A 21,531-nucleotide genomic window follows, 5' to 3' on the forward strand; every position below is an offset into this window, starting at 1 on the left:
GGGGGGGGCGGGCCGGGCCTGTCACCGGGTACGGGATACGGCCGGGCCCGCGCGGAGGGGCGGGCTGCGGGTGGCCGGGTGGGCCGCGACGGTGCTGTGGCCCACCCGGTCACCGCGGGCGGGTCAGCCCGCGAACCAGCGCACCGGCTCGGGGCGCAGGTTCTCGTAGATGTGCTTGCTCTCGCGGTACTCGTCCAGGCCGGCCGGACCCAGCTCGCGGCCGATGCCGGACTTGCCCATGCCGCCCCACTCCGCCTGCGGCAGGTAGGGGTGGTAGTCGTTGATCCAGACGGTGCCGTGGCGCAGCCGGGCCGCGACCCGGCGGGCGCGCGCGGTGTCACCGGACCACACCGCGCCGGCCAGGCCGTACTCGGTGTCGTTGGCGAGCGCGACGGCCTCGTCCTCGGTGGTGAAGGTCTCCACCGTCAGGATCGGCCCGAAGGTCTCCTCGCGGACCACCTTCATGTCGCGGTGGCACTGGTCGAGGATGGTCGGCTGGTAGAAGTAGCCGGCCTCGGGGCGGGTCTCGCTCGGCTTCGGACGGGAGCCGCCGCAGCGCAGGCGGGCGCCCTCCTTGAGCGCAGACTCGACGTACGCCTCGACCTTGTCCAGCTGCTGCTGGGAGACGAGGGGGCCGCACTCGACGCCCTCCTCGGTCCCCCGGCCGAGCTTGATCCGCTCTGCGCGGCGGGCCAGTTCGGCGACGAAGCGGTCCTTGACCGACGCCTGGACGATCAGCCGCGCACCCGCGGAGCAGACCTGCCCACTGTGGATGAACGCGGCGTTCAGCGCCTGGTCAACAGCGGTGTCGAACTCCTCGTCCGTGGAACACGCATCCGCGAACACCACGTTGGGGTTCTTGCCGCCCAGCTCCAGCGCGATCTTCTTCGCACCGGACACGGCGGCAGCGCCGGCCTTGGTACCACTGACGAGACCGCCCGTGAAGGAGAAGAGATCCACATCCGGGTGCTCTGCCAGCCGCTGGCCGACGGGCACGCCGGCGCCCGTGACGATGTTCGCGACGCCGGCCGGCAGACCGGCCTCCACCAGCAGCTTCACCAGGTGCACGGTGGACATCGGCGTGACCTCGCTGGGCTTGATCACGAAGGTGTTGCCGGCCGCGATCGCCGGGGCGACCTTCCAGCTGGCCTGCAGCAGCGGGTAGTTCCAGGGCGTGATCATCGCGCAGACGCCGACCGGCTCGTACACGACGACGCTGTGCACGTCCTCGCTGCCCGCGTCGACGACCCGCCCGCCGCTCTCGTTCATCACGAGGTCGGCGAAGTACCGGAAGGCGTTGGTCACGTCGTCGACGTCGACGCGGCCCTCCTCCAGCGTCTTGCCGGTATCGCGGCTCTCGATGAGCGCGATCTCCTCGCGGTCCCGCTGCAGCAGGTCAGCGACCCGGCGCAGCAGCGCGGCCCGGTCGCCCGCCTGCGTACGGGGCCACTCGCCCTGCCCGCCGTCGAAGGCCCGCGACGCCGCGGCGACAGCCGCGTCCACGTCCTCGACGCCGCCCTCGGACACGGTGGCCAGCACCGTGGCGTCGGCGGGGTCGAGGACCTCCCGCGTGGCGTCGGATGCGGCGCCACGCCACACCCCGTCTACGTGAATGGTCTCGATTGCCGACACGTCCGCTCAGCCTTCCAATTCCACTTGCCGTTCCGTGCCTGCCGGTTCACACCAGCAGCAACGTCGACCCCTCCCCCCTTATCCGCTCCTCATGCGCAAAACTTCACGGAAGGTGACCGGAGTCACGGAATCACGCCGACAATGACATTGTTTGTCCTATTTTCGCGGATAGCTGCGGTATACAGCGGGGTGTCATTGATTCCCTCGGCCGCCCTCGACCTCGTCCGCCGGCCCGTCCCGTACGTACCCGATCGCCACCCACACCGGCATCCGCGCCCCGCGGAAATCCCCCTTCCCCGACCCGCTCAGCGGCTCCTGAGTCCCGTGACGAGCAGCCCAGCGCCGTTGTTCCGTGTGACGAAGAGCCCCGAGTCCGTCAGGGCCTGGAGCGGCGGCTCGGTACCGATGGGCAGGGCCTTGACCGTTCCGTCGGCGGCCCGCACCTCGGCGACGGTGCCTTCCGTGTCGGCGGACGGCACGCTGCCGTAGGCAGTGCCGTCGTCGCGGACCGCACGGAGCAGGACGCCATTGCGGCTCTGGTCGCCCGCGAGGCAGGTGCCCTTGCGGTCGCGGGTATCGAAGAGGAGGGGACCGTAGGCCACGTACCGGCCGCTGGGCGATGTCACGACCACGGGCCCGTCCGGGCCGCCCTGCATGTCGTAATCCGGGCCGGCACACGCGGTGCTCGCCTGGATCCGGCCCGTCTTCGTGTCGTGCACGGACCAGATGCTGTCGTCCTCGGGGTCCTCTCCCTCGGGCACCCATCGGGCGACGAGACGGGTGCCGGTCACGCCGATCACTTCGCCGTTACGCTTGTCATCCGCGCGGAGGGGGCCGGCGGAGGCTCCGTCCGGGATCACGTCCTGGCTGCTCCACCGCCCCGGCACCTCGAAGCCGCCGTCCAGGTCGTTGAAGGCGACCGGGCCATCGGCAGTGACCGCCGCAACCTGCGCCGGACACTTGTCGCCGTCGCAGTCGACACCCAGCTCGGTCCCGTTGCCGTAGCTCGTGACCTTACCGGTCTCCATGTTCACCGAGGCGCCGTACGTCGTGTAACCGTCCCAGGTGACGAGGAGCCCGGCGCCGCCGTCCCGGACCCGGAGGTCGTCGGGGTCGGCGCTGACGATGGGGTCGCTGTCGTCATCGTTCTTGAGGGGTACGGAGACCCGATGCGCCGGGGTGACGTTCTTGCCGGAGGCGTCGACGGGGAAGATCTCCAGCTCCACGACCTCCCTGCCGCTGTTCAGTTCGTCCCTGCCCCGGATGCCGTGGCCCCAGGCGACCACGTAATCGCGGTCGCCCTGGTGCACCGTCGTCACACCGGGCAGCTCCGGCTCACCGCTCTGGAACGAGCTGGCCTCATTCACCTCCGACAGGGGCGTCGGAGGGTTCCACGGCTTGCCGGTCCACTCGACGGTGCCGGTGGAGGCGTTCCTGACCTGTACCACGTATCCGGTCTCGTCGACCACCGTCAGATAGGCCACCCGGTCCGACCGCGGTGCCGCCGCCACGGGTACGGACTTCGCGCTCTCCGGGAGCCAGGTGAGCTTCTGCTGCCACCCCTCGCGGCTCCGGTAGCCGGAGGGCGCGGTGATCTCCGTGATCGGTTCGGCCGTCGCGCCGCTCTGCTCCTTCTTCCCGTCCTTGCCGGTCTCCTTCGCCGGGGTGGAGCTCCCGCTGCCGCACCCGGCCAGGAACGCTCCGGCCAACACCACACTCAACAGCGCCTTTGCGCTACGCACGAACGTCCTCGCTTCGTTGGATGACTGGGTCAGCTCGTTGCCGGCTGACTCGGTCAGCGGAATCGTGACGGGCCCGGTGGGCGCCGCCGGGAGTTACGGGCCACGACGGCCGGCGGCGTACGGGGCGGCGGGTCCGGCCGGAGCCGGGGAGCCGGTTCGGGGGCCCGCTCCGCGCCCTGCTCCTCCTCGTGGAGCAGCTGCGCGGCGACGGCGAGGGCCTCCTCCAGCGTGGCGAAGAGGGTTCTCGGCGGGGTGGACTCCCCGCTCGCCGAGGTCCCCGCCGACACCCGCCACAGGCCGTAAGCGTTCTCCACCACGACGGTGAGCCCGCCGTGCCGCAGTTCGATCACGACGCCGCCGCCGGACTCTTCACGCACCTCGGCGGCGGCCCCGCCCACGACCCTGTGGACGGTCGCGGCCAGCTGACTCAGCTCTGGGCGGCGCATCCGGCCCCCTCGCTCCCGTACCCGCTCACCCGTCGTACGCGTCGACCTCCGGTGCGGCCTTCGCGCGGTGTGCGCCGGCCTTGCAGCCCGCGAACGGGCCCGCCGGATCGCGCAGTTCGAGCATGGTCGGGCCGAGGTGGTCGCGGTGCCACACCGCGGGCCCGCTGGCGCCCGATGCCGGGTCGGTGAGCTCCTGCCACGCGAGCCACAGCGCGTGCAGCCGGGCCACCGCCTCCGCGTGCTCCCACCAGCGCGGGCACCACGGCGACTGGGAGCGGGCCTCGCGCCCGTAGACCGGTACGAGCAGGCCGTTGACCCACAAGGCGAGGCCCCGCAGTTCCTCGGCGTACTCGTCGCCCTCCAGGTAGAGGATGAAGGGCGGGGCCTGCAGCTCGGCGCCGCCCGCCCCGTCGTCGAACGTCTGTGCCGTCACGGTTTCTCCATCACGATCTGCGCCGCACGCGCCGTCATCGCCTGCGACTCTGCTTGCGCGGCTGCCTGGATGCGTTCGGCGCCCGGCTCCTTGAACCACGGCCGCAGCCGGATCAGCGCCGGCCGGATACCGGTCGCCAGCAGCAGCGCGGTCCCCTTCGGCAGCGCGCGGATGCGGTCGACCGGCATCACGCGCTCCTGCCGGTACGAGGTCGACCGGGTACGGCCGTCCTTGCTGCGGGAGATGCTCACCGTGCTCACATCGTGCTCGCCGACCAGCTTGGACACCTTCTCGACGAAGTCCGCGTCGTCGAGGCCCGCGCCCAGCATCTTGATCGTCGCCGCGCTCCACAGGGCGTCCATGCCCGCGTCGCCCCACACCCGGCTTCCCTGCCGGTAACTCTGCAGCAGGGTCACGACGTTGATCCCGCGGGAACCGAAGTGCGAGTAGAGGTCCGGCAGATCGGAGATGCGGCAGACGTTGGCCGCCTCGTCGAGCACGGCGGTCATCGGCGGATCCAGCCGCCCGCCCTGCCGCTCTGCCGCGACGGCCCCCGCCCGCATCACCGAGTCCGCCAGCGCGGCGATGACGCCGGCGGCCGAACCGCCGCCGTCCTTGGAGAGCAGGTACAGGGTGTCGCGGCTGAGCGCGTGCCGCTGGGGCGAGAACTGCGCGACCCTCGGGTCCGGGGTCACCCACGCCGAGATCCTGGGGTCGAGCAGGCAGGACACGCACTGCCGGGCCGTCTCGAAGATCCCGTCCCGCGTCTCGACCGCGCCCTGGATGGTGCCCTGCAGCTGCGCGGCGAGCGCCGGCATCTGCGCGTCGTTGAGCAGGTCGATCGGCGTACGGTCGGCCGGGTCGGCCAGCCAGCCCAGCAGCTCGGTCACCTGCCGCTGTCCGCGGTTCGCGGCGTGCAGCAGCGCGGTGAGGGTGTTCTGCGCCGCGGAGATCCAGAAGTCCTTCTTCGAGGCGTCGTCGTTGACCGCGCCCACGAAGTGCCCGGCCAGCCGCATGGCCCCTTCGATGGTGGACGCCTCCGCCAGCATGTCCCACCACATGGTGCGCGGCGTGTGCGCGATCCCCTGCGGGTCGAACGTCCAGACCGTGCCGACGCGCTCCCGCTCGGCCTTCGTGACCGTGTAGACGTCGGCCTTGTTGGACGTCAGGATCACCGGGCCGCGGGCGCGCAGCGTACGGGGGACGGCGACACCGGTCGACTTTCCGGACCGGGGCGCCATCAGGTGCAGCTCCACGTCCTCGTAGGAGGACCGCAGCTCGGGGCCGTTCGGTTCGAGGTTGCCCAGCAGGTTGCCGGTGTCGTCGGGGTCCAGCTTGCCGGACCTCGGCAGCGAGGGGCGCAGCGAACGGGCCTTGGCCGCCGCCTCCTTGGGCAGCAGTACGGCCAGCTCGCGCTTCCCGGCCAGCCCCTTCGGCCTGGCCAGCCGCCGCCGGAACGCGGCGACCACCACCACGATCAGCACGATCGCGAGGACGAAGAGCACGACCATGCCCGCGACGACCGCGCCCACCGGGGCGTCCGGCCACAGCGCGGCCGGGCCCTCCTGCACGAGCTCGGCCATGGACGCGAGGGAGAAGGGGGGCGGGTTCCAGCCCGCGCCCGACACGGCCGCGCCGAGCGTGCCGCCGAACCACGCGCCGAAGAACGCCAGGAAACAGAAGGCGGCGACGGCGACGATCACCCAGGGGAGCACATCATCGGCTCCCGTACCGCCCTTCCGTCCCCCCGTGTACGGCTTGCTCATCCCCGTGCCCCTATGTCTTCCACCGGATTTCCGGCCCCGACCCAGCGGGTGTTGGTGTTGTGGAGCTCGCGCTCGGTGTCGGTGATCGCCACCCGGATCGGGATGCCCGGGCGCCCGCCCACCTTGATCAGGAAGCGGCCGCGGCCCGGCGGTTCCTCGTTGCCGCCGGTACCGGCCCAGCCGGGCGGCGAGGACCAGGACGACACCAGGTCGATCTCGCGCTCCGACAGACCGACGATGTTGCTGAGGTCCTGCATCTCCGCCTTGGGCAGCCCGGCGCAGACCACCATCCCGGCCCGCTCGACGAAGCCCCTGGCCTTGGCCCGGTCGGCCTCGCTGCCCAGCGCTTCCGCGTCCTTGAGCGTGTGCGTGATCTTCGCGTCGCCGAGGCCCAGCGAACGGTTGAGGCGGGTCAGCGCGTCGATCCGTTCCACGATGCCGGACGCGGCGCGGAGCGGCCGCCACAGCTCGTCGAGGACCGTGAAGAACCACCGGCGCGGCGCCAGCCCGGCATCGGAGAGGGCGTGCGCGGCGGCGACCGTGCCGAGCCCGTCCGACCACGCCGCGAGCATCGCCGCGGCGGTCAGCTGGGTGTCGGCCTCGCCGATGCGGGAGATGTCGATGCACACCGCCGGCGCGTTGGGGTTGATCCGGGTCGAGGTCTCGGAGGCGAAGGTGCTGCCCAGCGGACCGTCGAGGATGCCCAGCAACGAGCGGTGCAGCGGGTCGACGGCCTCCCGGTAGCGGGCCATGTCGCCGCGGTCGAGCGTGACGGCACGTACCCGGTCCGGCCCCTCGTCGAGCACCCGGAGCAGGTCGGGCAGGAGCGGCGCGCGTCCCGCGGGCGTCCGTTCCCTGAGGTGGTGCAGGCAGGCCGAGACCACCGACATCTCGTGGTCGCCCATCGGCTGGCCGCGCACGATGGTGATCAGCGCGGCGACCATGTTGAGCACCCGGCCGTGGGCCTCGGAGGTCAGCGCCCGCCCCGCCTCACCGCCCAGCCGCTCGGCCGCCTCGCCCATGGCACCGGGGTCGAGGACGTTGATGCCGCCGACGCCACGGCCGATGGAGATCACCTGGCCGCCCAGGGCCCGCACCGTGTCGGCGTAGTCCGGCTTGAGGTCGCCCAGCACCAGCGGCACGACGCCGGTCGCGGCCAGGCCGATGAGCATGCGGTTGACCAGCGTCGACTTCCCGAGGCCCGGCATGCCCAGCATGAAGAGGGACGGGTTGGAGATGTAACGGGCCCTGGTGAACCACGAGATGGGGTCGCCGCAGACGGTCGCGCCGGTGTGCAGATGCTGGCCGAGCGGCACGCCGGTCATGGGAGCGCCGGAGCCCGCCGCGAACGGCCACAGGCCGCAGGCCTGCACCGTCGTGGCACGCCACATCGTCGGCGGGTCCATGTGCGCGACCTGCCCGCCGCCCGGCCCGTACCAGCCACGCGGCGGCGCCATCGGCGTACGCGGAGCACGCGCCTGAGGCTTCTTCCTGCTCACAGCGCCTCCCGGATCTCACGCGGGATGAGCGTGTGCTCCCACGGCAGGATGCCGACGGGCAGCGTGCAGGTGAACGCCGACGCCTGCATACGGTCCGCGGGCCGCATCAGCACGCGCGAGGACGCCTGGAGGTTACGTACGGTCGTCGCGGCATCGGCGAGCTGCGACTCGTCGTCCACCGTCACGGTCAGCATCAGCGAGAACTCGACCAGGCCGGCACCCGACGCCTCCTCGGCGGCCGTCTGCTCCGCGGCCCGCATCTCGTTGGACGCACGCGCCTGGACCAGTCCACGCCCCGACGACGCGGTGAAGTGGGCGTTGCGCCGGTCCGCCTCGACGATCCGCGCCGAGGTGGCCGGGTCGATCGGGCGGTAGACCAGACACACCCGCTTGCGCCGCGTCCCCGGCGCCGGCTCCAGCAGCCCGCGCAGCACGTTGGACCGTACGGTCCCGCGCGGCGCGAGGGTGAGCAGCCAGCTGCGGGAGACTCCCGAGTCGTGCTGGTAGGAGGTGACCGACTCCACGGCCGAGGCCGGCCCGGCGTCCTCCCATTCGAGCCCGGTGGACTTGTTCTCGGCCCGTACGGAGAGGATGTCCGGCGCGATCGCCGGGTCGTACGCGACGCGCACGGTCTCCGCGATCTGCTCCGCCGAGAGCGGGCGCGCGGAGCCGCCGCCCGCTGCGACCAGACCGGACAGCAGTCCCGGCAGGCGGATCGCCAGGTCGGTCACGACCGTCTCGGGGTCGCGGCGGGTGCCCACGGTCCCGTACGTCAGCGTGACGTAGGTGTGCATCTCCGAGGACGCGGACGGATACCGCTCCACGACCTCCTCCATCACCGCACGGGCCGCGGCCGGCGCGGTCGGCGAGAGCCGGGGCAGCACCTCGGCGGCCAGCCGGGTCCCGGTGTCGGGCGCCGTCTCCACCACCACGGACGCGCCCCGCAGGCCCGGCTCGTGGGAGAGCCTGGCCAGCCAGTCGCCCCAGGAGGCCACCCAGATGTCGATCTGCTCGCCGTCGATCAGCGAACCGCCATCGGGCTCGCAGGCGAGCACGACCGTGTACAGATTGCGCCCGGGGTGGTGCAGCACGCCGAACGGACGGTCGTACGCGTCCCTCCCCTCCCGCATCTTCACCCGGGCCAGCAGCCCGGGAGGGGAGAAGCGCCCGCCCGGCCGCCGCGACAGCGGACCGGAGACGTAGATGTGTGAGCCTTTGGACTTCCTGCGCATCCAACCGATCCGAACTGCGAGCAGCTGATAGATGTTCCGTCCGTCCACGGTGCGGACGGCGACGGGCGCGACCACCAGGAACAGCGGTACGAGTACGGTGATCGCGGCCATGAGGGAGATCAGGGACGCCAGCAGGACGACCACCAGCCCGCCGAAGGTGGCGACCGTGCCGAGCAGGCCGAGCGGCCCGAGCCCCGGCCTTCTGGGGCGCCGCCAGTTCCCGTACGTGGGACGCGCGACTTCGGAGGCCATGCGATTCCTTTCAATGAGTCCCTGCGACGCGGGGCAGCGCCGGTGCGCCGCCCTTCCCGGCCACGGCCGACGGAACGTCGTCGGCCGTGGCGGCCGGGCGCGGACCCGCGTCGTGGGCCCGCGTCGTGGATCCGTGCTGCGGATCCGTGCCGTGGACCCGCTATTCGTTGTGTCCCTTGTTGCCGTCGTTGTCGCCGAGCGAGTTGACGACCTCGCTGGCTGCTTGGACGCCGGTCTGCACGGCGACCGCGGCTGCTTGCGCGGCTGTCGCCGCACCGGCCGTCGCCGCACCGCCCGCAGCGGATGCCGCGCCGCCCCCGGCAGCCCCCGCACCGCCACCGGCCGCACCGCCACCGCCGGCGGACGCACCCGCGCCGCTGGAGGGGGAACCCTTGGGCGTGCTCGCGCCGCCGCCACCGCCACCACCACTGCCGGCTCCGGCACCGCCACCGCCGCCACCACCACCGACGCTGCCGCCGGCGATGCTGACCGCGCCGGTCGCGATGTTGTTGGCAGCATTGACCGCCACGGAACCACCGGAGGTGTCACCGAGGGCCGCGGTCGCCGGGACGACTAGCTTGAGCAGGGCGGGGAGGGCGAAGACGCCGAGAATCAACACGCCTAGACCGGCGATGACTTGGTTGAGATCATCCGTGTTCTTGGTCATCACGGTACCGGCGTAAAAGATGAGCGCGGCGGCGGGTTTGTACAGCAGCCAGGCGACGAGCCACCCGATGTGCTTCTTCCACCAGCCGCTGCCCCACCCGGTCATCGAGGCCGCGGCGGCCAGCGGCAACGTGCCCACCAACATGACCAGCACACCAATGCGCAGATACATCAGGATGATCTGGACTGTGATGGCCAGCACGGCGAGCAGGCCGAGGATGATGACAAGGCCCGGGCTGGTCGCGGCCATGGGGCCCAGCGCCATCACGCCCCCGCCGACTACTTGCGCGCCGGCCGACCCGATGTACGCCTTGTCGTAGATGTACTCGGCATATCTGTCCGAGGCAGTAGTGAGTGCTTGCATCGCCATGACCGCCGCCCCGGACACCAGGACGACCCGCCACATGCCGTGGAAGGCCTGCTGCATCGTCTGACCCTTGCGGTCCAAGGCCATGCGGATCGCAGCAATGAGCAAGGCGGCGACGGCGACGTACCCCACGAGCCAATTGAGCTGGCCCTGGATCGCGTGGATCGGGCTCTCCCCTTGCTCGATGAGCTTTTGCTTCTCACCGTACGAAGTCTCACCGCTGTAGACACCGGAGGCGTCGACATCTATCCACAACCCGTTCATGGCGTGCATGGCCGAGTCGACGGCCTCACCAATGGCCTGAGCGAGAGCCCGTACAGCACCACCGAACGCCGATTTGGCTACGGATTCGGCGCCTCCGGTGACCTTGTCAGCGCCCCATTTGACGAGATCGCCCGGGCAGGCGAATGGGTCGGAGAAACTGCAGCCCATGTCACTTCCCCCAGAGGACGAAGCCCTCAGTCCCCGAAGTTTCCGCGAAACCGCTGTACGGTGACCCGCTCGGCTGCGGGTCGATCTTCCAGTCCCCGGTCATCCACTTCAGCGATACGGAAGTCGAGAAGTACCGGCCCTCAACCTTCGTCAACAACTGCACAGTTGCCTGCTCCTGAGAGTAGGTGAGTACCGAAAAGCCGACGTAAACACCGCCTCCCTGGGCGGCGTTGCGCGCCCTGTCCTTGTCCTTGGCGCGCCCCTCCACATAGGAGTCGCGGGCATCGCTCGGCACGAACTGCTGGGCGACGACGTCTCGCCATCCGGGATAGGGCAGCTTGTCTGTAATGGCATGCACAGCCATCACGGCACCCACGGGCGTGTGCGAATAGCACGACCAAACGTTCCCGGAGAACTTCGTCGGCCCGTACTTCGCGGAAACCGGCACGGGATGGGTTCCGTAACTCTTCCACCGCATATCCGCAGGCGCCTTCGTCGGCTTTTCCTGATCGCTGTCATCCGTCTTGCAGCCGGCTGGCCGGTCATCAGCCTGCGAGCCGCCCTCGGTTGCCGACGGCGACGGGCGGGACGTCGGATTGTTCTGTGCCGACGGCTCCGATTCCCCGCCGCGCATCGCGAACGCCACGACGGCAAGAACCACCACGGCCGCCAGGAACCCCGCCGAGATGATCCATCCCCGCTGCTGCCAGAACGGCTTCTCCCACTCGCCGCTGGAATCAGAGCGCTTACCCATCGGTTAACTCCCTTTTCGCTTCGTCAGAAGACGAAGTTGACCAGCGGACCGGCGGTGGCGACCAGGACACAGCCGCCCAGCACCATGCCGAGGCGCCCCATGTGCTCGGAGCCCTCGCCCCGGCGCATCGACATCGCCATCATGGCGCCGGTGATGAGCACGCCCGCGACGCCGGCCGCGGTGCCCGCCCAGGCCACGATGCCGAGCACCGTGTCCACCTTGTCGGTGAGCGCCTTCGGGGCATCGCTCTTGGGCTGCGGGACACCCCCATCAGCGAGATAGCGGTAGATGTCTGCCTTCTTCACGGCTTTCTCCTTATTACGTTTTCGGGCTGCCCGCCCAGTAGTTCTTCGATTCGGCGGCGTCGGAACAGGAACTGATGTCCGGCGCACTCACCAGCAGCTGGGCAAGTGCGGGCGCTCGACGAAGAGTTCGGGTTGCTAAAGAATGAAGTTCACGATGGGGCCCGCGGTGGCCGCGATGATGCACGCCCCGAGCACGGTGCCGAGCTGGACCATGTGTTCCTGTCCCTCACCGTGGCGGATCGACAGCGCCATCTTGGCCCCGACGATCAGCAGTCCCATGACGCCCGCCGCGGTCGCCACCCAGGCGGCATAGCCCATGACTTGGTTGATCGGGTTCGTTACGTAGTCGGGCGGCATCTCAGCCAGCAGGAATGTCGTCACGATTGCTCCACATCTACTGAACGGGATGGCCGACGAGGCGGGCCAGAGCCAGGAGCTCACGCGGGAGCGAGCCGTCGAGCTTCGCGCCGGTACGCCAAGCCGCGATCCACGGGACCCGGTGAACGGCCACCGCAGAACCGAGGATCTTGATCCTTTGCTGAAGCTCTCGCGGCAACCGGCCGGGAGCGTCGGCCACGAGCACCACGGCCGCGATCTGCAGCCCGGCGGGCTGCTCGCCGCGTCGGAAAAGGTCCAGCGTCTGTGACACCCCGCGCAGCCCAACTGCGTGCGTGCGCGCCACCAACAGCAACGTTGACGGCTCACCGCGCGCCGGGTCAGGCCATCGCTGACCGACATCCGCGCCACCGAAGAGCGTGGCCAACGTCGTCGCACCGGCACCGCCGTGGACATTCACCCAGGAGAACTGCTGTGGAGCAGAACGTTGTTCGACGTCGGACTCGCGTTCCACGAGAGCGGCGACTCCCCCACCACTCACCGGCCCTCGGACCCAGATATCGGGCCCAAAGGGCGTTTCCCCCGCATTCCCCCGCACAGTTCTTCTCTCCCCCGATAACCAACTCCCCCGCCCAACTGAGCGGACGCCGCTCGCCAGTTGGCCGCGCCGACAGTGTGCAACGGGATGACGTTGGTTCAGTCGATACCCGCGCGATGCATGATGCCAGCCGCGCTAAGGTGTGCGCTACCCAGGGATCTGGAGTGCACAGGGGGATGCATGTCACGGGGCGGGGGTGCGGCCGCATGGATCATCGGCGGAGCGGTCGCTATAGTTTTCGCACCTATTGTCCTTTTCATGGGCATGGCAGGTGGCGACGAAGCGGATTCCGACCTGCCGTCCGACGGCAACGGCTCCCTCAATAGCAAACAGGTGCCCGCGCAATACGTGTCGTGGGTCCTCAAATCAGGGACGCAGTGCAAGGAGATCGGTCCGGCCGTGATCGCCGCCCAGATCGAGGCGGAATCGGGCTGGAACCCCAAGGCCGTATCACCCGTGGGTGCCGAGGGCCTTTCACAGTTCATGCCCGGCACCTGGAAGACCTGGGGCCGCGACGACGACAACAGCGGCACCATTTCCCCGTACGACGCGGGGGACGCCATCATGGCCCAGGGCCGTTACGACTGCGCGCTCGCGAAGCAGATCAAGCCGTACGCGAAAAGCGGCAATGTCCTGGACCTGGCGCTCGCCGCCTATAACGCCGGCCCCGGCGCGGTGCAGAAATACGGCGGCATGCCGCCGTACGACGAGACGACGGCCTACGTCGCGCGCATCAAATCCTTGATCGCCAAATACGAGCAGGCCACCGGCGGCGGCGCCGAGGTGCCGGCCGGGCAGAAGATGGCGATGCCGGTAGGTGGCAACCCGCCCGTCACCTCGCCCTACGGCATGCGCATGCACCCGACGCTGCACGTACGCAAGCTGCACACCGGCATCGACTTCGGGGCCCCGATGGGCACCCCGATGCGCGCCGCCCTGAAGGGCAAAGTGACCTTCGCCGGCTGGTCGAGGGGCTACGGCAACCGCGTGGTGATCTCGCACGGCACGATGGACGGCAAAAAGGTGTCGACCACCTACAACCACATGTCCGCCATCAACGTCCATGTCGGGCAGGAGGTCAATACTGGTGAGCAGGTGGGGGCGGTGGGTTCCACGGGCTTCTCCACCGGTGCACACTGCCACTTCGAGGTGCAGCTGGACGGCAACTACGTGGACCCGGCCCCGTGGCTGGGGCTCAAGAAGTGACAGCGGGAAACGGGGGTTCGAGGTGAAGACCATGGCGGCGGCCGCCGGCATGCGGCGAGCGGGCCTGGCGGTGGCCGTTGCCGCAAGCCTGGCCGGGCTCACGGGCTGCGGACTCCCCGGCCTCGAAAGCCCCGACGAGAAGCCGAAGGCGACGCAACCCTCGTTCGCCGAGAAGGCCCCGCTGCCGTCGGCGTCGCCACTCGGCCCCGACGCCCACGTGCCCGAGGCACCGGACCCGGACCGCCATGACGCGACTGCCGTGGCGAAGGCGTGGGCGCTCATGGCCTACAGCTACGACACGAAGTACGACGTGAGCCCCCACGACGCGATCCTGCGGACCACCCCGTACCTGACCAGCAAGAAGGCCAAGGACGAACGCAGCTACCACCCCGCGGCCGGTGCCGGCAACGAGTGGAACACCTGGGCGAAGCACAAGGCGTGGACCAAGGTGAAGCTCCACCTGGAGGTGGACGGCGACGCCCCGGCCGACACGCCCACCAAGGCCCATCGGCAGATCTCGGTCGCCGGCACGGCCACCGGCCGCGACGGCTGGAAGGGCGTGGGCCCGCGGGTACAGGCCTTCGTCACGCTCGTCCGCACCAGCGCGAAGGACGACTGGCAGGTCAGCCGCGTCGACGCGGTCCCGGCGGCGGTCGTCCCGAGCGCGCCACCGTCCTCCGAGAAACAAGACTGAGGACTTACCACTCACTTCACGAATACGATGGAGAGAAGAATGACAGCAGAGTACGAGTATTTCATCGAGACCGACGAAGACCCATATGTGCACCGCACCAGCGAAGCGCTCTGGCGGCGGGCCGCCGGGACGCAGAACTGGGAGTACCTGTCCTTGTGGGACTGGGACTGGCACCTCGTCGGCCCGGACCAGCGGCTCAAGGACGGCCCGGTCCTGGCGGACCTGACGCCCGTCACACCGGAGCGGGCCGAAGAACTGAAGCAGGACCGGTCGCGTTGGTGCCTGTACTGGGCGCGATTCGGGAGCGAGCCTCGTCCGGGGGAGCAGGCCGGCGGCGTCGTGCGCCGCAAGCCCAGCCCGGAAAGCAGTCGCGACGAGGCGTTCGGCCGGGACCAGGTGTGGGCCCGCACCCCATCTATTTTCGACTTTCACAGTGCCGGGCCGCACGATGCGCCACACCTCGTCCCGATCACGGCGGATGAGGCGGAGGAGATTTTGCAGAGGGTCTTCGGCGTGTCAGGTGCCACAGCGCTGTGAGCGAACAGGTCGCCTGGCGCGGCAGCGCGGAAAAGGGTGAATCGCATCTTACGCTGACCGCCACAGACGACGCCCTGGTCCAAGCTGCTTGGCAGCGGGCCGAGGCGGTGCGGCCGGCGTTCGACGCGATGATGCGGGAGATTCGCGACCGGACGAACGAGCAGGGAAGTCAGCTACCCGGAGACAAACTCTCCGAGGGCGTGGCCGAAGTCGACTTCTCCCTGAAAACGCTGGAATCCCTGCGGGGAAAGATAGCTCGCGAACGCCGCGAAGATCCCGAGAAAAGCGCCGCCCAGCTACTCGCGGGAATGAAAGACCTCAATCGGTACACGCTGCTCTTCGAAGCAGAGTCCTATACGCACGGGGTTCAGCAAGCCTTCCAGGAGTTGCGTGCGCGTGGGTTCGACGAAATCAAGGTTCAGAACACTTGGACCGATCCTGTCTACAAGGGCATCAACAGTGCGTGGGAGCACCAGGAGACCGGTCAGCGCATCGAGCTGCAACTGCATACTCCGGACAGCTTCGACGTGAAGATGGCCAACCATAAGTTATACGAACTCTCCAGGTCAGGAGCACTGGAAGAAGAGTTCGGCGTCAAGCGGGCCAGGCCCTACATCGACGCGGCCAACCAGCTGCAGAACGAGCGTTATCAGACGTGTCGCGAAGTCAACGGCGAAAAATTGCCGATCGAGATCCCGAGGGATCACGAGCAGTTGGCGAAGCCCTTCGCCCGGGTCGAGCTGGTGGGTATCGCCCAGGAGCACCACCTCGCCGTCGTTCGCGAGCGCACCGACGAGCCCGCTCCGGCTGTGGCGCCGAACCAGTCCACGCAACAGAACATGTCCGTCGCACAACTCTCCGAGCTGAAGGGGGGAGTGAAGAGTACGCAGACTCAATCGGCGTCGAGTGCGCAGTCGAGTACGCAATCGAGTGCGTCCGGACAGGCGGTCAATCCGGCCGCCGGGCTGGCGCGTCAGCGTTCTGCGCGTGGGAACGCGCAGAGCACCGGGAACACCGCGGCGCAGGGGCCGGCCGCGCAGCAGAACACCGCGCGCCCGCGGCAGCTGCCCCAGCAGAACAACAATGGCCGTGGCCGGGGCCACTGATGAACCGCTGCGTGACAGCCCGAAGTCCATGTCCACAGCGAGACCCTGAGTGAGTGCGATATGCCAAGATTCCGCCGCAGTGAGCGGAAACCGGCTGCTGAGCAAGGCCAGCAGCCGGCGCCGACTCCGTTCGACGTGCTGATCACCGAGAACGGTGACTGCACGGTCGGCGGTATGCCCGTGTCCCCCGCCCGGGACGAGGCGCTGCACGATGCAGTGCTCAACTATCTGTACCGGCTGGCCATGGCCACCGGGCACCCGGTACGGGCCTTGGTGCACGACGCTCGCAGTGGCTATCTCACCCCGATCGAGGTGCAGACGGACGGCTCCAGCCACTTCGCCGGGGAGCCGGAGCAGGTGGCGCCACCGGCGGCGTCGACAGCGGCACCCGCGCCGAGCTCCACTCCCCCGCAGGCGCAGACGCAGGCACAGACGCCATCGTCGACGCCGGTTCCGTCTCCGCCCTCGCCCCCGGCTCCCGACACGCAGGCGCGGCCGCATCCGCAGCAGATCGAGCAGCAGGGCGCGCCGCCCACCGGACAGCCGGTGGAGCAGATACCGGAGCCGGCTCCGCACGCCCCGGTCGCCGATCCCCGTACTGCCGCCGCCGGACAGCCCGCGCAGCCCCCGCAGCCCGCGCCCGCCGCGTACGGGCCGTCGGTGGGGCACGGCGTGCCGGCTCAGCAGCCGGCGCCCAGGCCGGGGGCCACCGCGCCGCCCACCATCCCTCCCGCGCTCGCGGACGCCGTCACCCGGATCAACGACGCCGTACAGCTGGGGCGCCTGGAGTTCGCAGCGGCGACGGCGAACAGCGCACTCAGCACCGCGGTGCAGGAGTTCGGCATCGGGCACCCGTACGTGCTGCATCTGCAGGAGCTCTTCGCGCACATCGCCTACCTGGCGCACGACAGCGTGAAGTCCGTGGCCATCTACCTCGACGTCTTCGGCCACCGGTACAAGCAGAACGACCCGACCGCCTACGACACGTTCATGCGCGCGGCCAAGGCGTGGTCGTCCATCAGGGACCCGCAGCAGGGCCTGGTCTACGGGCAGCAGCTGATCAACACGTGGACGGAACTCGCCCGGCCCGGCGGCCCGGCCGCTGCGGACGGGGACAAGATCGAGGCGGCCCGGAAGAGGCTGACCCGGCTCGCGCAGCATGCCGCCCACCCAGGCCAGCCGTCGGCGTAAGCCACGAACCCCCTCAGCTCGGGCATCGCGGCGACCCGATCGCCGCGGCTTCCCGCCGACCCGCCGCCGCTGCCACGGAGGACAGGCAATGGACCCCAGGGTGCACACACAGCACGGACACCGGCCCGCGGACGAGCAGTCGCGCAAGAAGCGGCTCGGGCAGCAGGAACGTGAGCGGGCCGAGCAGCCCGCCAAGGCGGAGCGCGAGCGGGCGGCGGCAGCGCGCGAGCGCTCGCCCCGCGCCAAGGTCGCCCTCTACGTGAACGAGTACTCGGGGACGGTCACCTGGCGCACGCGCATGACGCCGGCCGAGAGGCGTTACCGGGCGTCCTCAGGGCCGGGAGCGCGGCAGCGGCCGTCCGACGGCGAGCGCCGGCGGGCCGAGGCGGCGGCGCTCCGCTCGGTCGGTATCGACCCCGAGCGCAGCAGGGGCAGCGGCGCCGCGCCCATTCCCGCGCATCCGGCCACCGTGCTGGCAGCCACGCAGGCGCCCGTGTCCGACATGACGCCGGGACAGCTGAGCAGCCATCTGGCGCGGGTCAGCGCCCTACGCTCGCAGCTGCAAGCAGACACCGCGCGGGCCGGCCGCATGCCGACGAGCAGCGCCGCCCGGCTGCGCTCGGGCCTCGACGCGGCGCGGGTGCACTCGCTGCGCGGGGAGGGGGCCTCGTCGGCACGCGAGCTGGCGCAGCGGCACCAGCAGCCCCGTCATCCACGGGCCGAGCAACGGCAGCGGGGGCCCGCTCAGCGGTGAGCACCGCCCGGGGCCGTCGCCCCGGGACACGACACGGCCGTGCGGCCCACCCGCGAGGGCTGGACCGCACGGCCGCTGTTGTCCGTCAGGCCTTGGCCGTCAGGCTCAGATCAGGCCCAGGCCGCGGACCGCGTCGCGCTCCTCGGTCAGCTCCTTGACCGAGGCGTCGATGCGGGTGCGGGAGAACTCGTTGATCTCCAGGCCCTGGACGATCTCGTACTTGCCGTCCTTGGTGGTGACCGGGAAGGAGGAGATGATGCCCTCCGGCACGCCGTAGGAGCCGTCCGACGGGATGCCCATGGAGGTCCAGTCGCCGGCGGCGGTGCCGTTCACCCAGGTGTGGACGTGGTCGATGGCGGCGTTGGCGGCCGAGGCGGCCGAGGACGCGCCACGGGCCTCGATGATCGCCGCACCGCGCTTGGCGACGGTCGGGATGAACTCGTCGGCCAGCCACTTCTCGTCGTTGACGGCCTCGGCGGCGTTCTTGCCGGCCACCTCGGCGTGGAAGATGTCCGGGTACTGGGTCGCGGAGTGGTTGCCCCAGATCGTGAGCTTCTTGATCTCGGAGACCGGGACGCCGGTCTTCTTCGAGAGCTGCGAGAGCGCACGGTTGTGGTCCAGGCGGGTCATCGCGGTGAAGCGCTCGGCCGGTACGTCCGGCGCGGCGGCCTGGGCGATCAGCGCGTTGGTGTTGGCCGGGTTGCCGACGACCAGGACCTTGATGTCGTCCGCTGCGTTGTCGTTGATGGCCTTGCCCTGCGGCTTGAAGATGCCGCCGTTGGCCTCCAGCAGGTCGCCGCGCTCCATGCCCTTGGTACGGGGGCGGGCGCCGACCAGGAGGCCCACGTTCGCGCCGTCGAAGGCGACGTTCGGGTCATCGGTGATCTCGATGCCCTGCAGCAGCGGGAAGGCACAGTCGTCGAGCTCCATCGCGGTGCCCTCGGCGGCCTTCAGGCCCTGCGGGATCTCCAGGAGCCGCAGCTTGACCGGCACGTCGGCGCCGAGCAGGTGACCGGAAGCGATGCGGAAGAGGAGTGCGTAGCCGATCTGGCCGGCGGCGCCGGTGACGGTGACATTGACGGGAGTGCGGGTCATGGCGATCTCCTGCGGCGAGTTTCTTCTGGGGGCAAGCCCCAGAGCCACCATGTTGCGGTGGGCGGTGGGAGTTCCTGCCCATGTATACGGAGCCCCTCGACGCCTTGATGTATCTCGTCGATGTATCTCGGTATCAAGAGACCCGGGCGTCAGGCTATCGGACGGCGGAGCACCTCCGGTGACAGGCCGGTGTGTGACTCCTCACCGGCCGTCACCCCGCCGGTCGCCGGCCGCGCGGCCGGTCCGCGGCAGGGGTGGGCGGCCGTTCGCGACAAGGAGGGGGAGCGCGAACGGCCGCCGGGTGGTGCTGCGCCCGTGGGGGGCCGACCGGTCGTCTGCCCCGAATCGGCCGGGCCATGCCCCCGGTTCCGCGGTACGCCCGAATGGCCCAGCTCCGCGGGTCCGCCGCGCCGGGCGTTCGTGGGTCCGTGGGTCCGCCGCGGGTCCGCCGCGGTCCGTCACGCGCCGGTCAGGGCGCGGCGGACGGGTCCGGGCCGCCGTTCCGCGCGGTCTGCGGCTCGGTGCAGCTCTGGTAGCCCGCGCTGGTCGTACCGCATGCCCTGGCCTTCTCCGGCGGGCCGCTGACCCGCACCATCACGGTGTACGCCGAACCGTCCCGGCCCGCCGTCGCCTCCTCCGTACGCCCGTCGGAGGTGACCGTGGCCCTGTCCCCCTGCGCCGCGCCCGTCAGTCGGGCCCAGGCGGCGCCGCAGACCTTGCTGTAGCGGACCTCGATCAGGGCGCGGCCCATGACGCCGCGGGACGGCGTGGTGGCGTGGTCACCGCCGCAGCCCATCTCCTCGGGGTCCTTGCCGGCGCAGCCGTCGCCCGCGCACTTCACGCCGGCCGGCAACTGCGGCTCCTGGGAGGCGGTGGGGGCGGGCGCGGGCTTCGCCTGCCGCCCGCCGTCCCCGCCGCCGAGCAGCAGTACCGCGGCGGCGATGAGCAGCAGCGCCCCGACGACGCCGGTCACGAACATCGTGATGCGACGGCGGCGTTCCGGGTCGTGCGGCGGGCCGTCCGGGGCGTGCGCAGGACCGTCCGGGTCGTGCGGCGGGCCGAAGGACCGCGGCTCCGGCCCGTCGGGCGAGTCCGGCCCGTCGGGCGAGTCCGATCCGTAGGGCGAGTCCGGCCCGTACGGGGGCGCGGCGGGTGCGGGAGGCGACGACGGGGCGGAGGAGCCGGGGCGGGCCCCCAGGGCCGCGAAACCGGCCGCTGCGGGGGCCGCGCGGGATTCCGCGGCCGATTCCGCGGCCGGGACGTCGGGAGCGCGCTGGTACGGCACTCTGGTCGCGGCAGGGGCCTCGTACGGGTCTGCCGGTTCCTGGGAAGGGGCCGCGGGCGCCTCGGCGGGACCGCTCTTGGCAGCGGAGCGTTTGCCGGCTTTGCCGGGCTTCTTCGACGTTTCCAGGGCGGGGCCGAACTCCCCCAGTGCGGCGCGCGCCTCGGCGACCCGTATCGCTTCCATCGTGACGTCGTGGCGCATCTCCGCGCGGCTCCAGGCGCGTTCGGCCAGCTCCCACATCGTGGTGAGGTGGCCCGTGTGCGCGCCCGTGGCCTCGGCCAGCGCCATCACCGCGCGGCGCGGCGGGAGCAGCCGGCCGTTGAGGTACCGCTCCCAGGACGTCTTGCTGTAACCCGTACGGTCCGCGACGGCCGATATGCTCAGGCCGCTGCGCTCCACCAGTGTGCGTAACTGACCCGCGAACTCCTTCACCTGCGGATCGAGTTCGTCCGGTAGCGCCCTCCAGCGAGGCATTGCCTCCCCCTATCCCCCCGAACTGCTGCGGCTATCCGTTGGGATGCCACTCGTCAGGATGCCAGTTCCCGGCGAGGGAGCGCAGGAAAGCATTCACGGTTCGGACACGCGCCTGCGCGCGCCGCACACGTCCGGACGCTCCCGCTCCGGGCGTCCGGACGCGGTTCGGCACACCGTGAGCAGCGCGCCTGGCACACCGTGATCACCACACCCGGCGCACCGCGATCAGCGCACGCGGCACATCCGGCACATCCAGCACACCCGGCACACCGCGATCAGCGCACCGTGAAGTGCACGATGTCGTCGAGGAAGGGCAGCGTGAGCCAGGGCTTGGGCTGGATCATGAGCGCCAGCATCACGATCACGAAGCCGAGCCCGCCGTACGTCGCCATGTCCGTGAAGCGCGACCGTACGGCGAGCATGCCGACGGAGGGCAGGACGCGCCGCAGCACGGCACCGGCCAGCAGCGCCAGCCCGATCAGCAGGGTCCCCGCCCGGAAGGCGTCGAAGGCGATCACCAACAGCCCGAGCGCGACCCCGCCGATCACCGTGAGCAGCGGCCACTGCCGGACCGGCGCGGGCGCGTCACCGGGTGCCGCGCGCCCGCCGCCCTGCGGGCGCGCCGTGTCCTTCGTGATCAGCGGAAAGCGCCGGGTGAGGCGCTGCGGCCTGGACACCCCGTCCGAGTGTGCTCCGGCGTTCATGCGCTCGCTGCCCCTTCTGTCGTCC

Annotated in this window: 21 protein-coding genes; 6 read left to right on the top strand and 15 right to left on the bottom strand. The window is 70.6% G+C overall.

Annotated elements, in window-relative coordinates; all coding sequences use genetic code 11:
* Positions 1-123 precede the first annotated feature (123 nt).
* The 12 genes from ACIGQF_RS24285 to ACIGQF_RS24340 form a co-directional block, all read right to left on the bottom strand.
* Entirely contained in the window at positions 124-1,632 is a 1,509-nt protein-coding gene (locus ACIGQF_RS24285) for an aldehyde dehydrogenase family protein (protein ID WP_399713853.1), read from the bottom strand.
* A gap of 305 nt (positions 1,633-1,937) precedes the next feature.
* Entirely contained in the window at positions 1,938-3,374 is a 1,437-nt protein-coding gene (locus ACIGQF_RS24290) for a hypothetical protein (RefSeq protein WP_399713856.1), read from the bottom strand.
* A 53-nt stretch (positions 3,375-3,427) separates the two neighbouring features.
* Positions 3,428-3,820, bottom strand: coding sequence for a hypothetical protein (locus ACIGQF_RS24295; protein ID WP_399713859.1), 393 nt, complete (start codon positions 3,818-3,820; stop codon positions 3,428-3,430).
* Between the two features lie 25 nt (positions 3,821-3,845).
* Complete coding sequence (locus ACIGQF_RS24300) at positions 3,846-4,253, bottom strand: DUF4913 domain-containing protein (RefSeq protein WP_399713861.1); 408 nt, start codon at positions 4,251-4,253, stop codon at positions 3,846-3,848.
* The gene (locus ACIGQF_RS24305) at positions 4,250-6,019 is read right to left on the bottom strand and encodes a type IV secretory system conjugative DNA transfer family protein (RefSeq protein ID WP_399713864.1); all 1,770 of its coding nucleotides are present in this window, start codon (positions 6,017-6,019) and stop codon (positions 4,250-4,252) included. Before ACIGQF_RS24305 ends, ACIGQF_RS24300 begins: the two co-directional genes overlap by 4 nt.
* Positions 6,016-7,476: an ATP/GTP-binding protein gene (locus ACIGQF_RS24310; protein WP_399714417.1), complete on the bottom strand. Its 1,461-nt coding sequence runs from the start codon at positions 7,474-7,476 to the stop codon at positions 6,016-6,018. The genes ACIGQF_RS24305 and ACIGQF_RS24310 overlap by 4 nt, the downstream gene beginning before the upstream one ends.
* 38 nt (positions 7,477-7,514) lie before the next feature.
* Positions 7,515-9,002, bottom strand: a complete 1,488-nt coding sequence (locus tag ACIGQF_RS24315; RefSeq protein WP_361559608.1) for an SCO6880 family protein — start codon at positions 9,000-9,002, stop codon at positions 7,515-7,517.
* Between the two features lie 160 nt (positions 9,003-9,162).
* Positions 9,163-10,467: a hypothetical protein gene (locus ACIGQF_RS24320; RefSeq protein ID WP_399713866.1), complete on the bottom strand. Its 1,305-nt coding sequence runs from the start codon at positions 10,465-10,467 to the stop codon at positions 9,163-9,165.
* 1 nt (position 10,468) lies between these two features.
* The gene (locus ACIGQF_RS24325) at positions 10,469-11,221 is read right to left on the bottom strand and encodes a hypothetical protein (protein ID WP_399713869.1); all 753 of its coding nucleotides are present in this window, start codon (positions 11,219-11,221) and stop codon (positions 10,469-10,471) included.
* A 23-nt stretch (positions 11,222-11,244) separates the two neighbouring features.
* A complete protein-coding gene (locus ACIGQF_RS24330; protein ID WP_361559599.1) occupies positions 11,245-11,526 on the bottom strand; it encodes a hypothetical protein in 282 nt (93 codons plus the stop codon).
* A 135-nt stretch (positions 11,527-11,661) separates the two neighbouring features.
* A complete protein-coding gene (locus ACIGQF_RS24335) occupies positions 11,662-11,907 on the bottom strand; it encodes a hypothetical protein (RefSeq protein ID WP_399713872.1) in 246 nt (81 codons plus the stop codon).
* 13 nt (positions 11,908-11,920) lie between these two features.
* On the bottom strand, positions 11,921-12,376 hold the full coding sequence (locus ACIGQF_RS24340; RefSeq protein WP_399713875.1) for a hypothetical protein: 456 nt from the start codon (positions 12,374-12,376) through the stop codon (positions 11,921-11,923).
* A 342-nt stretch (positions 12,377-12,718) separates the two neighbouring features.
* On the opposite strand from ACIGQF_RS24340, the gene ACIGQF_RS24345 reads away from it, so the two are divergent.
* From ACIGQF_RS24345 to ACIGQF_RS24370, 6 genes are all read left to right on the top strand, one after another.
* Positions 12,719-13,666, top strand: a complete 948-nt coding sequence (locus tag ACIGQF_RS24345) for a peptidoglycan DD-metalloendopeptidase family protein (RefSeq protein ID WP_399713878.1) — start codon at positions 12,719-12,721, stop codon at positions 13,664-13,666.
* A gap of 31 nt (positions 13,667-13,697) precedes the next feature.
* The gene (locus ACIGQF_RS24350; RefSeq protein ID WP_399713881.1) at positions 13,698-14,360 is read left to right on the top strand and encodes a hypothetical protein; all 663 of its coding nucleotides are present in this window, start codon (positions 13,698-13,700) and stop codon (positions 14,358-14,360) included.
* A gap of 39 nt (positions 14,361-14,399) precedes the next feature.
* Positions 14,400-14,897, top strand: a complete 498-nt coding sequence (locus ACIGQF_RS24355; RefSeq protein WP_399713883.1) for a hypothetical protein — start codon at positions 14,400-14,402, stop codon at positions 14,895-14,897.
* Positions 14,894-16,003, top strand: a complete 1,110-nt coding sequence (locus tag ACIGQF_RS24360) for a hypothetical protein (protein ID WP_399713885.1) — start codon at positions 14,894-14,896, stop codon at positions 16,001-16,003. Before ACIGQF_RS24355 ends, ACIGQF_RS24360 begins: the two co-directional genes overlap by 4 nt.
* Before the next feature lie 174 nt (positions 16,004-16,177).
* Positions 16,178-17,194, top strand: a complete 1,017-nt coding sequence (locus ACIGQF_RS24365; RefSeq protein WP_399713888.1) for a hypothetical protein — start codon at positions 16,178-16,180, stop codon at positions 17,192-17,194.
* Between the two features lie 88 nt (positions 17,195-17,282).
* Entirely contained in the window at positions 17,283-17,948 is a 666-nt protein-coding gene (locus tag ACIGQF_RS24370) for a hypothetical protein (protein ID WP_399713890.1), read from the top strand.
* A 105-nt stretch (positions 17,949-18,053) separates the two neighbouring features.
* Here ACIGQF_RS24370 and ACIGQF_RS24375 read toward each other — a convergent pair whose 3' ends face one another.
* From ACIGQF_RS24375 to ACIGQF_RS24385, 3 genes are all read right to left on the bottom strand, one after another.
* A complete protein-coding gene (locus ACIGQF_RS24375; RefSeq protein ID WP_361559573.1) occupies positions 18,054-19,043 on the bottom strand; it encodes a malate dehydrogenase in 990 nt (329 codons plus the stop codon).
* Between the two features lie 469 nt (positions 19,044-19,512).
* Positions 19,513-20,802, bottom strand: a complete 1,290-nt coding sequence (locus tag ACIGQF_RS24380) for a DUF2690 domain-containing protein (protein ID WP_399713893.1) — start codon at positions 20,800-20,802, stop codon at positions 19,513-19,515.
* Between the two features lie 275 nt (positions 20,803-21,077).
* Positions 21,078-21,506, bottom strand: a complete 429-nt coding sequence (locus ACIGQF_RS24385) for a DUF3017 domain-containing protein (RefSeq protein ID WP_399713896.1) — start codon at positions 21,504-21,506, stop codon at positions 21,078-21,080.
* Positions 21,507-21,531: the final 25 nt, after the last annotated feature.

It is taken from the genome of Streptomyces sp. NPDC053560 (assembly GCF_044544605.1).
In the GTDB taxonomy this organism is placed as follows: domain Bacteria; phylum Actinomycetota; class Actinomycetes; order Streptomycetales; family Streptomycetaceae; genus Streptomyces.

Excerpts from the sequence above, each read along its gene's own strand:
- ACIGQF_RS24320 (WP_399713866.1), bottom strand. The coding sequence starts at position 10,467 with ATGGGCTGCAGTTTCTCCGACCCATTCGCCTGCCCGGGCGATCTCGTC.
- ACIGQF_RS24380 (WP_399713893.1), bottom strand. The coding sequence starts at position 20,802 with ATGCCTCGCTGGAGGGCGCTACCGGACGAACTCGATCCGCAGGTGAAG.
- ACIGQF_RS24370 (WP_399713890.1), top strand. The coding sequence starts at position 17,283 with ATGGACCCCAGGGTGCACACACAGCACGGACACCGGCCCGCGGACGAG.
- ACIGQF_RS24315 (WP_361559608.1), bottom strand. The coding sequence starts at position 9,002 with ATGGCCTCCGAAGTCGCGCGTCCCACGTACGGGAACTGGCGGCGCCCC.
- ACIGQF_RS24385 (WP_399713896.1), bottom strand. The coding sequence starts at position 21,506 with ATGAACGCCGGAGCACACTCGGACGGGGTGTCCAGGCCGCAGCGCCTC.
- ACIGQF_RS24365 (WP_399713888.1), top strand. The coding sequence starts at position 16,178 with ATGCCCGTGTCCCCCGCCCGGGACGAGGCGCTGCACGATGCAGTGCTC.
- ACIGQF_RS24310 (WP_399714417.1), bottom strand. The coding sequence starts at position 7,476 with ATGGCGCCGCCGCGTGGCTGGTACGGGCCGGGCGGCGGGCAGGTCGCG.
- ACIGQF_RS24350 (WP_399713881.1), top strand. The coding sequence starts at position 13,698 with ATGGCGGCGGCCGCCGGCATGCGGCGAGCGGGCCTGGCGGTGGCCGTT.
- ACIGQF_RS24355 (WP_399713883.1), top strand. The coding sequence starts at position 14,400 with ATGACAGCAGAGTACGAGTATTTCATCGAGACCGACGAAGACCCATAT.
- ACIGQF_RS24295 (WP_399713859.1), bottom strand. The coding sequence starts at position 3,820 with ATGCGCCGCCCAGAGCTGAGTCAGCTGGCCGCGACCGTCCACAGGGTC.
- ACIGQF_RS24325 (WP_399713869.1), bottom strand. The coding sequence starts at position 11,221 with ATGGGTAAGCGCTCTGATTCCAGCGGCGAGTGGGAGAAGCCGTTCTGG.
- ACIGQF_RS24375 (WP_361559573.1), bottom strand. The coding sequence starts at position 19,043 with ATGACCCGCACTCCCGTCAATGTCACCGTCACCGGCGCCGCCGGCCAG.
- ACIGQF_RS24345 (WP_399713878.1), top strand. The coding sequence starts at position 12,719 with ATGGGCATGGCAGGTGGCGACGAAGCGGATTCCGACCTGCCGTCCGAC.
- ACIGQF_RS24305 (WP_399713864.1), bottom strand. The coding sequence starts at position 6,019 with ATGAGCAAGCCGTACACGGGGGGACGGAAGGGCGGTACGGGAGCCGAT.